The following is a 13,556-nucleotide window of genomic DNA, read 5'->3' on the forward strand; positions in this document are numbered from 1 at the left end:
CACCCCTGGAACGGAGCGTGATGAAGCGCGACAAGGACGAGGCTTCCGTCGACGCCGTCGTGAACGGCGAGGCCGAGTCCGTCGACTCCGCGGATCATGCGTCCGACGACGGCGACGGCACGACGGCGATGGCGGTCGAGGCCGTGGAGGCCGTCGCGACGGCCGCGCAGGACGCGGTGGCGAACGCGGCGCAGGACATCGGTGCTTTCATCCGGTCCCAGCGAGTGGCCGCAAAGGTCTCGCTCCGGCAGCTCTCCGAACGTGCCGGGGTCAGCAATCCGTACCTCAGTCAGATCGAGCGAGGCCTCCGGAAACCCTCCGCGGACGTCCTCGCCCAGATCGCCAAGGGCCTACGGGTGTCTGCGGAAGTGTTGTACGTGCGCGCAGGAATTCTCGAAGAACGCCCCGCGAGCCCGGTCCGTGATGCTCTTATCGCAGATGACTCGATCAACGAGCGTCAGAAACAGATGTTGCTGGAGATCTACGAGTCCTTCCGCAAGGAGAACGCGATCTCCTCGACTGGTTCCGAGAAAGACGAGTTCCGAGAGAACTGAGGCAGGAGAGCTGAATGAGCGAGAACCCGTTGACGACAGCCGTGGGACAGGTGGCCGCCTTGCTGGCCGAGGTCCGGCAGCGCGGGGAGGCGGCGAGCGAACAGGCCCAGTCCAAGCTCGCCGAGACCGTCGAAACCACCCAGTCGAGGCTCGCCGAGACTGTCGAGACCACCCAGTCGAAGTTGGTCGAGACCGTCGGCTCGACGCAGGCGAAGATCACGGGTTCCCGGGACGACGCCCAGGCGAGGATCGACGAGGCGCTCGCGACCGCGTTGGCGCTCTTCGAGGAGGCGAAGTCGAAGCTGTCGACGCTTCCGGTCGAATTGCCCAGCGAGATCGAGGAATTGCGCGCCCGGTTCTCCCCGGAGGAGCTCCGCAAGGTCGCCGAGGCCTATCTCGCCGTCGCGGCCGGGCTGCTGACGTCCCTGTCGGAACGGCGTGACGAGGCCGTCGGGAAGCTCTTGTCGCAGCCGGTCGTCGGGGAGAACCTGCCGAAGCTCGAGAAGGTCTACAGCGACGCGGTCGGTCTCACCGAGGAGGCGCTGGGGACGATCTCCGAGCAGACTCGCGCGGTTGGTGAGCGGGCGCTGCGCCTGGCCGGGCTGGCCGACGGCAGCGGACCCGACGGCACGATCCGCGACGCCAGCGCCGACGCTCCGGTGCGGGCGGTCGCTGCGGCGCCGGCTCCGGCGAAGAAGGCCCCCGCCAAGGCGACCCCTCCCGCGAAGGCTGCCGCGGACAAGGCACCCGCGAAGAAGGCACCGGCCGAGAAGGCGGCAACGAAGAAGGCCCCCGCCAAGACGACCCCGGCCAAGAAGGCTCCCGCGAAGAAGGCGCCGGCGAAGAAGGCCGCCGCGGTGAAGGGCGCCGCCGAACGCGCCGCGGCCAAGAAGGCCCCGGCCCGCAAGACCACCCCCGCCAAGGCGACGAAGGCCACACCGACCAAGGCGGCTGCGAAGAAGACACCCGCGGCGAAGAAGGCCGCAGCGGCGAACAAGGCGACCGCGGCGAAGAAGACGACCGCAGCGAAGAAGACGGCCGCGAAGAAGGCTCCCGCCAAGAAAACTGCTGCCAAGAAGGCCACTCCCCGCGCCGACTGATCCCTCGGCGCACGTTCCGCCCGCGCGTGGCGTCGTGGGCTGCTGCGGCAATCGGGGCGCACGGGACTAGAGTGTTCGGCGTGGACGTCTTCAGCGTGTTGGCCTACGGGCAGAGTCTGATCATGTTGGTCCTGACTGTGGTCGCGGGGATCGCGGCGGTCGTCGCGTTGATCCACGCGGCCATTCAGCGGCCCGATGCCTTCCCTGCGGTCGACCGGCAGAGCAAGGTGATCTGGGTTGCGATCCTGGCCGCCGCGTCGCTGTTCATCTGGTTCTTCGGCGCGGTGAGCTTCCTGGGCATCATCGGCGTGGTCGCGATGCTCGTGTACCTGGTCGACGTGCGCAAACGTGTGGACGACATCCAGGGCAAGTCCTGGTTCAGCAAAAAGGCCTGAGGCATCGTGGCGGAGTATCGGATCAACGACCTCGCCGAGGCGTCGGGGGTCAGCGTTCGCAACATCCGGGTCTACCAGGACCGCGGACTGCTTCCGCCACCCACCATCCGCGGCCGTGCGGGCTGGTATTCCGACCAGCACCTGGTCCGCCTGAACCTCATCTCCCGCATGCTCGAACGCGGGTACACGTTCGCGACGATCAGCGAGTTGCTGCACGCCGCCCACCACGGCATGCGCGTCGAACAGATCCTGCGCGGGTCGCCGAAGGGCGGTCGATTCCGCAACTTCAAGCGCGCCGCGACGATCACCATCGCCGAGCTGAAGAAGACGCTCAACGCGTCGGACAGGTCCATCGCGCTCAGTCAGAAGCTGGGTCTGCTGGCCAAGGACGGCACGCACTATGCGATCCGCAACCCCGAGCTCCTCGAGGGTGCCGAGGTCCTGGTGAAGGCCGGTGTCGACCTGGAGTTCCTCCTCGACCGGTGGGTTCGTGTCCAGGACGATCTCGAGGACGTGGCGTCGAGCTTTGTGTCGATCATCACCGACAAGTATTTCGACGAGAACCTTCCCGACCTGGGCGAGGCCGGCGTGAGCGAGATGGCTGACCTGATCCAGACGGTTCGTCCGATGGCGCACGAGATCGTCGAGACGACGTTCCGCCGGGCCCTCGACGAGCAGATCTCCCAGGCGATCGGGCGGGCGGCGACCTACTTCGATGCCACCACCGGGGATGACGAACCTGACTCCACGACGCCGAATTCGTCCGGTGACCAGCCTGACCCCGGCTATGAGACAACGGATATTGGTACATTGAACACCGACACGGGGCGCTGAACGCGGCGCCCCCCTCGGGTCTCCCTTGCGGACGACCCGTCCGAGGCTGGAGGAGTGCCGGTGAACAAGAGGTCGTTGGTGAACGTCGGGGGAATCGCGACCGTGATCGGTGCGGGCGTGGTCGGGGTCGGCGTGGGCACCGTGCTCGCCGGTATCGCCCGAAGTGCGCTGCGCGCCGAACTCGCGGTCGACGACGGTCCCGACGACCTGCTCACCGCGCCCGACTCGGCGCCGCACCGGCTGCCGGTCCGCAGTTCCGACGGGACCGTCCTCAATGTCGAGATCTACGGCTCCGACGACGCAGCGGACGACGACGGTGACGTCATCGTCATGGTTCACGGTTGGACCTGCAACACCGCGTATTGGTATCCGCAGATCAATCACCTCGCCTCCTCCGAGGGCGGTCGCCGACGCGTGGTCGTCTACGACCAGCGTGGTCACGGACTCAGTGAGCGAGGCCTCCGGCGTCCGACCATCGCGATGCTCGGACAGGATCTCGACGCTGTGCTCGAGGCAGCCGTGCCCGCCGGCCGGCGCGCAATCCTGGTGGGGCACAGCATGGGCGGGATGACCATCATGTCGTGGGCGGGGCAGTACCCGGAGAAGGTCGGCTCGCGGGTCTCGGCCGTGGTGCTCGTCTCGACCGCAGCGAAGGGCGTCCTGGAGAACCACACCCTCGTCCCGGTTGATCTGCCCGCGTATGCGCGGCCGTTCGCGCCCGTGGTGGCCAAGGCGTTCACCTCGATGCCGGTGCCGATCCCCAAGACTCCCTACGGCGTTCGCATCTCGCATTACATCGCACTGGGACCCCACGCGCGCAAGGCGCACGTCGACTTCGTCGACGAGATGATCGGAGCCTGCCCCCCGCGCGCACGGGCCGGCTGGGGTTCGGCGATGGGCAAACTCGACGTCACGCCGGGGCTGGCCGCGCTGTCGGTGCCCACGACCGTGGTCGTCGGCACCGAGGACCGGCTGACCCCGCGCACTCATGCCGAACAGATGGCAGAGGTGTTGCGGCGCAATGGTTCGCTGCGTGATCTGGTCGTCTACCAAGGCGTCGGCCACATGACGAGCATCGAGGCCGCGGAGCGGTTCAACGAAATGCTCGACGACCTGGTGGCCGAGGTCTCGCGAGCCGAGCAGCGGGTCAGCTGAGTCGCGACATCCGACCCGGCGTCACAGCGCGCAGTTGACGAAGACCGGCTCGGGTCGCAGGGTGACGCCGAAGGTGTCGAGAACGCCGTCGCGGACCTCGCGCGCGAGCGTCAGCAGCTGTTCGGTGGTAGCCGCACCCCGATTGGTCAGCGCCAGAGTGTGTTTCGTGGACAAGCGGACCGGGGCGTCGGCGGACGGGTAGCCGCGTCCGAAGCCGGCCCGTTCGATGAGCCACCCCGCCGACAGTTTGATCGCGGTGGGGGCGTCGGCGTTCGGGGAGTCGCCCGTGTTCGGCTGCGGGCCGGCCGGGTAGGACGGGATCGCCACGTCGTCGCCGACCCTCGCCGCGATGCGTTCCAGGACCGCGGGGGCGTCCTCGCCGTCGACGATCGGGTTGGTGAAGAACGAACCGGCACTCCAGGTGTCGAAGTCGTCGGGGTCGAGGACCATGCCCTTGCCGCGACGCAGTCCGAGCACCGCCTCGCGGGCGGTGACGGCGTCGACGCGGTCGCCGGGCTCGACACCGACCGTCGTGGCCAGCTCGCGGTACCGGATCGGCTGGCTCGCGCGATCGTCGTTGAGCCAGAAGGACACCGCGACCACCACGAAATCGTTGCGGTGCTTCAGATTGCTGGTGCGGTAGCCGAGTCCGAGCTCGGCGGGGGAGACCCACCGCAGGGTGCCCGACCGGCGGTCGAGGACCTGGACCGACCGCAGGATGTCGGCGACCTCGACTCCGTAGGCCCCGACGTTCTGCACCGGCGTCGCACCGGCCGCGCCCGGAATCCCCGACAGGCACTCCAACCCTCCGAAACCCGCCTCCACGGTCGCGGCGACCAGGTCGTCCCAGCCCACGCCGGCGTCGGCGACGACATGCGGACGACCCGACTCGCGGCCCGAGCCGAACTCGATGCGGCTGCTCGCCAGCACGACGGCGGTGCCGTCGAAGCCGGCGTCGCCGATGACGAGGTTGGACCCGCCGCCGATCACCAGCACGGGTTCGGACCGTTCGTCGAGCTCCTGGATGGTCTCGACGATGCTGCGCGTGTCCGGGCAGCGCACGATCTCGCGGGCCGGGCCGCCCAGACGCAGGGTGGTCAGCTCGGCGAGGGGCGCGCTCAGCGGCGTCTGCGTGTCGGTCACGCGTTCAACGGTAACCGGCGAACGGTAGCGTTCTCCTCATGGCGAGCAAGCTGCAGCACTCGGTGTCCTACCCGTTCTCCACCGAACGGCTCTGGGCGCTCTACACCACTGAGCAGTACTGGCACGATCTGGTGGAGCGGATGAACTCCGGTCACGGCCACGTCGAGAAGGTGAACATCGCGGGCGACACCGTGTCCGTCGAGATGAGTCAGGGCATCCCCTCGGAGAAGCTCCCGTCGGCGGTCACCAAGATCATGCCCGGCGACCTCCGGATTCCGCGGAAGAACACATTTCGGCTGGTCGGAGACCGGATCGAGGGTGAGATCCACGCCACGGTCGAGGGCGCCCCGGTGCCGGTGAACGTGTACGGGACCATCACCACCGCCGGCGATCCGGCGACCAGTGACTGCTCCGCCGAGGTGTCGGTGAACCTGCCGATGTTCGGTGGGAAGATCGAGAAGGCCGTGGTCAGCGAGCTGGTCGGCCTGCTCGATCACGAGTGTGGGCACACCGTCGATTGGGAGTCGGGAAATCCGCTGACGTAGCCTGGTCGTCATGGCACGACGGCTCAGCTACTCCGCTCGCTACACCCACCCTGCGGAGAAGCTCTACCAAGCGCACAGCATCAAGCAGTACTGGGACGACATGATGGCGGGATTCCAGATGATCTCGCCGCACTGCGAGGTCGCCTCCTTCACCTCCGACGAGAACGGGGTCAAGGTCGTCCTCAGGCAGACGATCGGTCGCGACCAGCTGCCCCCGCTCGCGCAGACGGTGATGATGAAGGACATGGTCATCACGCGTGAGGAGACCCTCGGTCCGTTCGACCCGGACCACACCAAGGGCACCTACAACGCGTCGATCCCCGCGGGTCCGGGCAGCCTCAACGGCTGGCAGGAACTGTTCCCCACCGACGACGGCTGCACGATCCGCCGGACCAGTGAGGCGAAGGTCTTCGTCCCGTTCGTCAACGGCAAGCTCGAGCAGATGATCCTCATCAACCTGGTCGATCTGTTCCGGGCCGAGGCCGAGTACGCCAAGGACTGGATCGACAAGAACTTGTGAGTCGCACCCCCGGACAGCAGTCCGGGCGACGGCCGTCGAACAGTCCGATCGGCCGGGTGACGCGCGGAACGACCAACATCAACCGTCTCCGTCGGGTGGATCGGTGGATGGCTCATGAACCGGCCGTGATCGCGGCCCTCGATGTCGCCCGTCCGCTGGTCGTCGACCTCGGCTACGGCGCACGCCCCGACACCACCGTCGAGATGGCCGGCCGGCTCCGCCGCGTAGCCCCCGACCTGGAGATGGTGGGACTCGAGATCGACCCGGCCCGCGTCGTCGACCCGCGCGACGGTGTGCGGTTCGCGGTCGGCGGCTTCGAGATGGCGGGCCTGCGTCCCCGGGTGGTGCGCGCCTTCAACGTCCTGCGGCAGTACGACGAGACCGAGGTCGACGCCGCGTGGTCGCGGCTGCGTGCGGCTCTGTCGCCGGGCGGGGTGATCGTCGAGGGCACCTGCGACGAGATCGGCCGACGCTGTACGTGGGTGCTGCTCGACGTCGCGGGGCCGGTCAGCCTGACGCTCTGCTGGGCTCCCGAACACTCCGAGCGCCCATCCGATCTCGCCGAACGACTGCCGAAGGCGCTCATCCATCGCAATGTGCCGGGCGAGAAGATCCACGACCTGCTGACCCTCGCCGACCAGTGCTGGGACATCGCCGCCCCGCTGGCGCCGTACGGGCCACGCGTCCGCTGGCGTCACGCCCAGGACCTGCTGCGCGAACGCGGCGTCGACTGTGTCGTCACCCGCCGTCGGATGTCGGACAACGTGCTGACTGTCCCGTGGGAAGCCGTCGCCCCCTAGACCGCGGGCACTACTGTGGCGGCTATGCGTGTGGCGATGGCTCAGATCAGTTCGACCGACGATCCGAGCGAGAACCTGGTGACCCTACGCGCGGCGACGCAGGACGCCGCATCGCGCGGGGCGCGCCTGGTCGTGTTCCCGGAGGCGACCATGTGCCGGTTCGGCGTTCCGTTGAAGCCGGTGGCGGAGGATCTCGACGGGCCGTGGGCGAGGGCGGTGTCGGAGGTGGCGGCGTCGGCCGGCGTGACCGTGGTGGCCGGGATGTTCACCCCGTCGGACGACGGCCGCGTGTTCAACACGGTGCTCGTCGCACACCCCGACGGGTCGCGTCAGGGATACGACAAACTGCACCTGTACGACGCCTTCGGGTTTCAGGAGTCCAAGACCGTCGCGGCCGGTTCGGAACCGCTGACCTTCGAGGTCGACGGGGTCACCGTGGGGGTGGCCACCTGTTACGACATCAGGTTCCCCGCACTGTTCACGAACCTCGCCCGACGTGGCGCGCAGATCGTCGTCGTGCCGACGTCCTGGGGTGCCGGGCCTGGCAAGATCCATCAGTGGAAGGTGCTCGCGACGGCCAGGGCACTGGATTCGACGACGTTCGTCGTCGCCGTGGGGCAGGCACTTCCCCCGGATGAGGCGGTCGCCGGGTCGGGGGCCCCGACCGGGATCGGACACAGCCAAATCACAGACCCCTTCGGTACCGTGGTCGCCGCGTACCCGGAGAGGGTCGGTGTCGATGTCCACGACCTCGACCTGGCACTGGTCGAGAAGGCTCGTAAACAACTGGCGGTCCTCGCCAACGAGCGAGAGCTGCCTGCCGGCGGTGCGGTGTCCAGCAAGGTCGCACCCACCGGCGAACGGCTTCGAGAGTCCGACGACCGAGGACGGAATCCATGAGCGACAGCAAAATTCCCGGTGGTGGCCCCCGAGACCAGGGTGAGTCGCACGATCCCACCGAATCCGCAGGACCCACCGATCACACCGAATCCACCGGCGACGACTGGCGTCCGGTGGAGGACGCCGACCCCACCAGGTCCGCTGAGCCAGTCGAGCCCTCCACCGGTACAGACGTTCCCGAGTCGGGGGAGACCGAACAGTTCCCCACGACTCCGATCGCGCCCGGGGCGCAGGCGTATTCGAACGTGCCGCCCTCGGAGGCCGACACCTCCGACCTGAGCGGCGGGCCCGGCCGGCCGGGCACCGCGCAGTTCGCGCCCGGGGAGACGCCCTACCACGACGACTCGAGCGCACCCCTGGCGACGCCGGGCAGCGGTCCGGTGCTGACCTCGCCGCGAAAGAGCCGCAGCACCAAGAAGATCGTGGCGCTGAGCGCCATCGCCGTGCTGCTGCTCGTGGTCATCGGCGCGGTCGGCAGCGAGCTCTATCTGCGCAACAAGGTGACGAACTGCCTCGAGGAGTCGTTCAGCGGTCTCACCGGCGTGCCCACCTCGGTGTCGCTGAGCCGCAAGCCGATCATCCTGCAGGGCAGTGGCGACGTTCCGTACGTCCAGGTCGACACCAAGGACGGTGCCGATGCCGACGGTGTGCGTCTGCACATGCGGGCCGACGGCATCTCCGGGAACAGCAGCAGCACCGACATCCGCACCCTCAACGGCGACGGCTTCATCCCCTACGAGCGGATCGTCGAACTCAGCAAGGAAAGCGCTCCCGCCGGTGCCGGCGGCCAGAGCACCGGCAACGGCGCGAGCCCGGTCGGCTCGGTCGAGGAGATCACCGGCAATGCGGCCGACGGCACCTTCGAGGTGCAGGCGGCCTTTCCGGTGATGTTCTTCGCGGTTCCGGTGTCGGCGACGATCAAGCCCGTCCTCACCGACGGCCGGGTCGACTTCGAGGTCGTCAAGGCCAGCGCGCTGGTGTTCGGCATCCCGCCGGACTTCGCACAGCAGATCGTCGACCAGGTCACCACCTCGGCGCTCGGGCCGTTCTTCGACGAGGTCCGGGTCGATCAGCTGAAGGTCACCGACACGGGTCTCGAGTTCGCGATCAGCGGCTCGGACGTCCAGCTGACCAACGAGATGACCGGGAACGAACAATCGAGTTGCTCGGTCTGATCGATGGTCGCTCGGCTATCGGCGTTCTCCGGGCGGGTCGATGCGGTGAATCCACACCGTCGGCCCGCCGGTGAGCGTGAACTCGCCGCGGACCGGCGCGTCCCATCGGCGGACGTAGACCTCCGACATGGTGGCGTCGGCGGTCCCGGCGACCACCGGTAGATCATCCCGGCGTCCCATCTCGATCACCTCGTCGAGGAGGCCGGCCAGCGTGCCGCCGCGTCGATGTCCGGGATGCACGAGCGCGAAGAGGATCTCGATCGCGCGACCGTCGGTCACGGCGTCTTTCTGAGTCCGACGCAATTCGGTGAATCGATCGGCGAATCCGTCGAGTGCTCCGACGAAATGACGAATTCGTGCCATGAGTTCGTCGTCGACACCTCCGGCCGGACGGGTCGGATAAGAGAGTGCGATCAGCGCGATCAGGGTGCCGGTCCCGTCGAATACACCTCGGAGTCCGTGGAAATTCTCGGCGACGAGGACTTCGCCGTACCACCGATAGGCCTCGGTAGGTGCATCGTCACCGAGTAGCCACTGATACATCGGGGTTTCACGCAGACCGTTCTCGAGCAGGTCGAGTGCACTTTCCCGATCGGACTCCGTCAGCGGGCGAGAGCCGTTTCGGGCTGCCTGGATGCCTTGCGTCACCGCTACATATCAGCACATCGGCGAAACGGTGAGGTGTTCCTCCGCCGCGTTGGGGCGGTGGGCGAGACGTCGATATGTAGACTTCACAACCGCCTGGCGACCTTTCCGGTATGTGAGGCAGCAATGGATCGGCGACGATATCCGACGCCGATTTCTTCCTGTTCCGCCGTCGTAGTTCGGAGTGGTCTCGCCCGATGCCCGTCCCACCGTCGTTGAACAGAGGTCAGGTGCGAGCGCTCGTCGGCCTCGTCGGCACCGCGCTGAGGGCGTCACCGTGGGTGGTCGCGGGATTCGTCGTCTTCCAACTGGCCAGCGTGTTCACGTCGCTGGCCCAGCCGGCGCTGAACGCCGCGATCATCGACGACGGAATCCTGCGCGGCGACGTGGGGACCATCAAGGTCGTGGGGCTGCTGATGGTCGCGGTGGCCGTGGTCAACCTCGCGGTCTCGCTCGGTGCCACCTACCTCGCCTCGCATCTGTCGGCGAGCTCCGCCCGCGATCTGCGCGGCCGGGTCAACAGCCGGATCGGCATGTTCACCGACCAGCAGGTCGCCCGGCTGGGCCTGTCCAGCCTGCTGACCAGATCCACCGGCGACGTGGGACAGATCCAGGGCTTCCTGTTCATCTTCCTCACGGTCGTCGTGACCGCGCCGCTCATGCTGTTCGGTGCGCTGGTGCTCTCCCTGTCGCAGGCGTGGCAGATGGCCCCGGTGATCTTCGTGGCCGGGCTGGTCCTCGTCGCGCTGGTCGGGGTGCTCGTGCGGCGCATCGTCCCGTGGGCCGCGCGCCTGCAGCGTCGGCTCGACACCATCAATCGCGTGCTGCGCGAACAGTTGCGCGGCATACCCGTGATCAGGACGTTCCGGCAGGAGGCCCGCGAGCGTGCGCGGTTCGCGGTGGAGAACGACGAACTCACCGACGTCGCCTTGCGGCTGGGACGGACTCAGGTACTGCTCCTCCCGACCGTGACCGTGGTGTCCAATCTCGCCGGGGTCGCGGTGGCCGCCCTGGGCGCGATCTTCGTGGACCGCGGCCAGATGCAGATCGGCCAGATCGCGGCGGCGGTCGGATACCTCGGCCAGATCCTGCTCGCCGTGTCATTGCTGACCGTCATCGCCGGCGTCATCCCGCGCGCGGTCACCAGCGCGGACCGCATCGCCGAGGTCCTCGTCACCGAGGTGCTCGATTCCGGCGACGCCGAGGCCGGGGTGACGTCGTCCGCACCCGCGGTGGTCTTCGACGCCGTCTCCGTCGGCTTTCCCGGCGCCGACGCGCCCGCGGTCGACGCGATCTCGCTGACATGCGCCGCCGGCACGGTCACCGGACTCCTCGGCGGTACCGGCAGCGGGAAGTCGACATTGCTGTCGTTGCCGTTGCGCTTCGCCGACCCCGACTCGGGCGTCGTCCGGTGGGATGGCACGGACGTGACCGGCCTGGCGCCGGCGTGGGTACGTGCGCGGACCGCGTTCGTCGGGCAGGGTGCAGCGCTGGTGACCGGCACGATCGCCGACAACCTGCGGATCGGTCGTCCCGACGCCACGGACGAACAACTGTGGAAAGCGCTCGAGGTGGCCGCGGCCCGTGACTTCGTCGAGGCGCGGCCCGAGGGGCTCGACGCTCGCGTCGCGCAGGAGGGCCGCAACTTCTCGGGAGGCCAGCGACAGCGCCTGGCGCTGGCCCGCGCCGTCCTCCGACGTCCCGCGCTGTACGTGCTCGACGATCCCTTCAGCGCCCTCGACGTCGACACCGAGCGCGAGGTCATCGCCAATCTGCGACGAGCCCACCCGGAGGCAACGGTGCTGATCGCGGCCCAGCGGGTCTCGTCGGTCCGGCATGCCGACGCCATCGGCGTGCTGGAGGACGGCCGTCTCGTCGCCGTCGGCACCGACGAGACCCTGCGCACCGACAGTGAGATCTACCGCGAGATCGCCTACGCCCAGGCGGTGACCGATGCCTGATACGAACCGGCGCGACGGTTCACTGCGATGGCTGATGCGGCAACTCCACCTGAGTCGGGGTCGCGCCGTCGCGATCTCGCTGTGCGCGATCGTGGCGTCGCTGGGCGCGGTCGTCGGACCGATCCTGTTCGGTGTGGTCACGAACGTGATCGTCGACGGGACGATGGGCGCGGAAGGCATGGACTGGCGGCGACTCTGGACAGTGCTCGGCGTGCAGGCGGCGATCTATGTGGCGGTCGCCTGCCTCGCGTTCACCCAGGGGCAGATGTTGACCATCGCGGTGCAGCGGTCGGTGGCGGGGTTGCGCGCGCGCATCGAGGACAAGGTCCATCGGCTCCCGCTGCGCTACTTCGAGTCGAACAACCGTGGCGTGCTCGTCAGCAAGCTCACCGCGCACACCGACAATGCCGCCACCGTGATCGCTCCGGTGCTGGTCACCGTGCCCACCAACGTGCTGACCCTTTTCGTGGTCACCGTCGTGCTGTTCGTCGTCTCGCCGCTGTTGGCGACCGTCGCGCTTGTCGCCGCGCCGGTGTCGGCAGCGGTGTCGGTCGTCATCGCGCGGCGGGCACGACCGTTCCTCGAGACCCGGTGGACCACCACGGCCGCCCTCACCGGGCACCTCGAGGAAGAGCTGAGCACGCGCCGCATGCTGCAGGCGTACAACGCCGAACCCATCGCCCGGCGTCGGTTCGACGCCCTCAACGAGAAGCTCTTCGGTTCGACGCGTTCCTCCCAGTGGGCCGCCGGCACACTCGCGCCGGTCCTCACTGCGATCAACGCCGTGGTGTTCCTGACCCTGGCGGTCCTCGGCGGCCTCATGGTCGTCGACGGAACCCTGAGTCTCGGTGCCGCCCAGGTGGCCGTGATCTTCGCCCAGCAGCTGTCCTCGGCGGTACGTGAACTCGCTGGTTTCGTGACCAAGGTGCAGTCGGGCACGGTGTCGGCGGGCAAGGTGCGCGAGGTGCTCGACGAGCCGGAGGACGGCGCGTCGGAGACCGGCGAGGTGGGGCCGGACCAGGCTGGGCGTCATCGTCGACCGCCGGAGATCGTGTTCGACGACGTCGCCTTCGCCTACGAGGAGAGCATGCCGGTGCTCGGCTCCGTGAGTTTCCGGATGGAGCCGGGTACGACGACGGCGATCGTCGGCTCGACCGGCGCGGGCAAGACGACCATCACCAACCTGCTGCAGGGCTTCTACCGTCCGACCGGCGGTTCGATCACCATCGACGGTGACGATGCCGTCGACCTCGGCCCGCAACGGGTGCGCGACGGAATGGCGGTCGTGACCCAGGAGCCATGGCTGTTCACCGGGACCGTCCGCGAGAACATCGCCTACGGGATGTCCGACGACGACGCGGTGGACCGTGCGGTCCACGACGGACATCTCGACCAGATCGTCGCGACGCTGCCCCAGGGCATCGACACCGTCATCGGCCAGGAATCGGAGAACCTCAGCGCGGGGGAGAAACAGCTCGTCACCGTAGCTCGGGCCATCGCGGCATCGCCCCGCATCCTCATCCTCGACGAGGCGACCAGCGCCGCCGACCCCCGCACCGAGCTGCTCGTGCAGCGGGCGCTGCAACGTCTGCGCGCCGACACGACGACGCTGCTGATCACCCACCGGATGGCCACGGCCGCGCTCGCGGACCAGATTGTCGTTCTCGAGGAGGGGAAGATCGTCGAATCGGGAACGCACGATGAGCTGATCAGCGCCGGCGGGGTCTATGCGCGACGATGCGGCGTCGATTCGGCATCGCGTGCCGAATGAATCGCCACAGGTCAGGGTCCTTTTGCGTGCATAACAATCCGTTTCGTGAAACGCATTG

General features: G+C 68.1%; 14 protein-coding genes. 12 read left to right on the top strand and 2 right to left on the bottom strand.

Features of this window, described 5'->3' with window-relative positions; genetic code table 11:
* Positions 1–20: 20 nt before the first annotated feature.
* The 5 genes from GKZ92_RS03350 to GKZ92_RS03370 all read left to right on the top strand — a co-directional run bounded on the left by GKZ92_RS03350 (position 21) and on the right by GKZ92_RS03370 (position 4,038).
* A complete protein-coding gene (locus GKZ92_RS03350) occupies positions 21–554 on the top strand; it encodes a helix-turn-helix domain-containing protein (protein WP_006358338.1) in 534 nt (177 codons plus the stop codon).
* 14 nt (positions 555–568) lie between these two features.
* Positions 569–1,654: a hypothetical protein gene (locus tag GKZ92_RS03355; RefSeq protein WP_006358339.1), complete on the top strand. Its 1,086-nt coding sequence runs from the start codon at positions 569–571 to the stop codon at positions 1,652–1,654.
* A gap of 71 nt (positions 1,655–1,725) precedes the next feature.
* Positions 1,726–2,049, top strand: a complete 324-nt coding sequence (locus GKZ92_RS03360; RefSeq protein ID WP_005200278.1) for a DUF2516 family protein — start codon at positions 1,726–1,728, stop codon at positions 2,047–2,049.
* A 6-nt stretch (positions 2,050–2,055) separates the two neighbouring features.
* Entirely contained in the window at positions 2,056–2,883 is an 828-nt protein-coding gene (locus GKZ92_RS03365) for a MerR family transcriptional regulator (RefSeq protein ID WP_006358340.1), read from the top strand.
* A gap of 60 nt (positions 2,884–2,943) precedes the next feature.
* Positions 2,944–4,038 carry an alpha/beta fold hydrolase gene (locus tag GKZ92_RS03370; protein ID WP_035752122.1) on the top strand — a complete coding sequence of 365 codons (1,095 nt, stop codon included), beginning with the start codon at positions 2,944–2,946 and terminating at the stop codon, positions 4,036–4,038.
* Between the two features lie 21 nt (positions 4,039–4,059).
* Here GKZ92_RS03370 and GKZ92_RS03375 read toward each other — a convergent pair whose 3' ends face one another.
* Positions 4,060–5,181, bottom strand: coding sequence for a UDP-N-acetylmuramate dehydrogenase (locus GKZ92_RS03375; RefSeq protein WP_006358342.1), 1,122 nt, complete (start codon positions 5,179–5,181; stop codon positions 4,060–4,062).
* 38 nt (positions 5,182–5,219) lie between these two features.
* Here GKZ92_RS03375 and GKZ92_RS03380 point away from each other — a divergent pair, with 38 nt between their 5' ends.
* From GKZ92_RS03380 to GKZ92_RS03400, 5 genes are all read left to right on the top strand, one after another.
* The gene (locus GKZ92_RS03380) at positions 5,220–5,726 is read left to right on the top strand and encodes a DUF2505 domain-containing protein (protein WP_006358343.1); all 507 of its coding nucleotides are present in this window, start codon (positions 5,220–5,222) and stop codon (positions 5,724–5,726) included.
* Between the two features lie 10 nt (positions 5,727–5,736).
* The gene (locus GKZ92_RS03385) at positions 5,737–6,246 is read left to right on the top strand and encodes a DUF2505 domain-containing protein (RefSeq protein ID WP_006358344.1); all 510 of its coding nucleotides are present in this window, start codon (positions 5,737–5,739) and stop codon (positions 6,244–6,246) included.
* A gap of 107 nt (positions 6,247–6,353) precedes the next feature.
* On the top strand, positions 6,354–7,046 hold the full coding sequence (locus GKZ92_RS03390) for a class I SAM-dependent methyltransferase (RefSeq protein WP_230461890.1): 693 nt from the start codon (positions 6,354–6,356) through the stop codon (positions 7,044–7,046).
* A gap of 24 nt (positions 7,047–7,070) precedes the next feature.
* Positions 7,071–7,946 (top strand): carbon-nitrogen hydrolase family protein, encoded by an 876-nt coding sequence (locus tag GKZ92_RS03395; protein ID WP_035752029.1) that lies wholly within the window; start codon positions 7,071–7,073, stop codon positions 7,944–7,946.
* Complete coding sequence (locus GKZ92_RS03400) at positions 7,943–9,121, top strand: hypothetical protein (RefSeq protein ID WP_035752027.1); 1,179 nt, start codon at positions 7,943–7,945, stop codon at positions 9,119–9,121. The genes GKZ92_RS03395 and GKZ92_RS03400 overlap by 4 nt, the downstream gene beginning before the upstream one ends.
* 15 nt (positions 9,122–9,136) lie before the next feature.
* On the opposite strand, the gene GKZ92_RS03405 is transcribed toward GKZ92_RS03400, so the two are convergent.
* Positions 9,137–9,769 carry a hypothetical protein gene (locus GKZ92_RS03405; protein WP_075862800.1) on the bottom strand — a complete coding sequence of 211 codons (633 nt, stop codon included), beginning with the start codon at positions 9,767–9,769 and terminating at the stop codon, positions 9,137–9,139.
* A gap of 194 nt (positions 9,770–9,963) precedes the next feature.
* Between GKZ92_RS03405 and GKZ92_RS03410 the strand changes: the two genes are divergently transcribed.
* Both GKZ92_RS03410 and GKZ92_RS03415 read left to right on the top strand, forming a co-directional pair.
* Positions 9,964–11,727, top strand: a complete 1,764-nt coding sequence (locus GKZ92_RS03410) for an ABC transporter ATP-binding protein (RefSeq protein WP_155224983.1) — start codon at positions 9,964–9,966, stop codon at positions 11,725–11,727.
* Positions 11,720–13,498 carry an ABC transporter ATP-binding protein gene (locus tag GKZ92_RS03415; protein WP_155224984.1) on the top strand — a complete coding sequence of 593 codons (1,779 nt, stop codon included), beginning with the start codon at positions 11,720–11,722 and terminating at the stop codon, positions 13,496–13,498. The genes GKZ92_RS03410 and GKZ92_RS03415 overlap by 8 nt, the downstream gene beginning before the upstream one ends.
* Positions 13,499–13,556 lie beyond the last annotated feature (58 nt).

Source organism: Gordonia sp. 135, from assembly GCF_009720185.1.
GTDB classification, from domain to species: Bacteria; Actinomycetota; Actinomycetes; order Mycobacteriales; family Mycobacteriaceae; genus Gordonia; species Gordonia alkanivorans.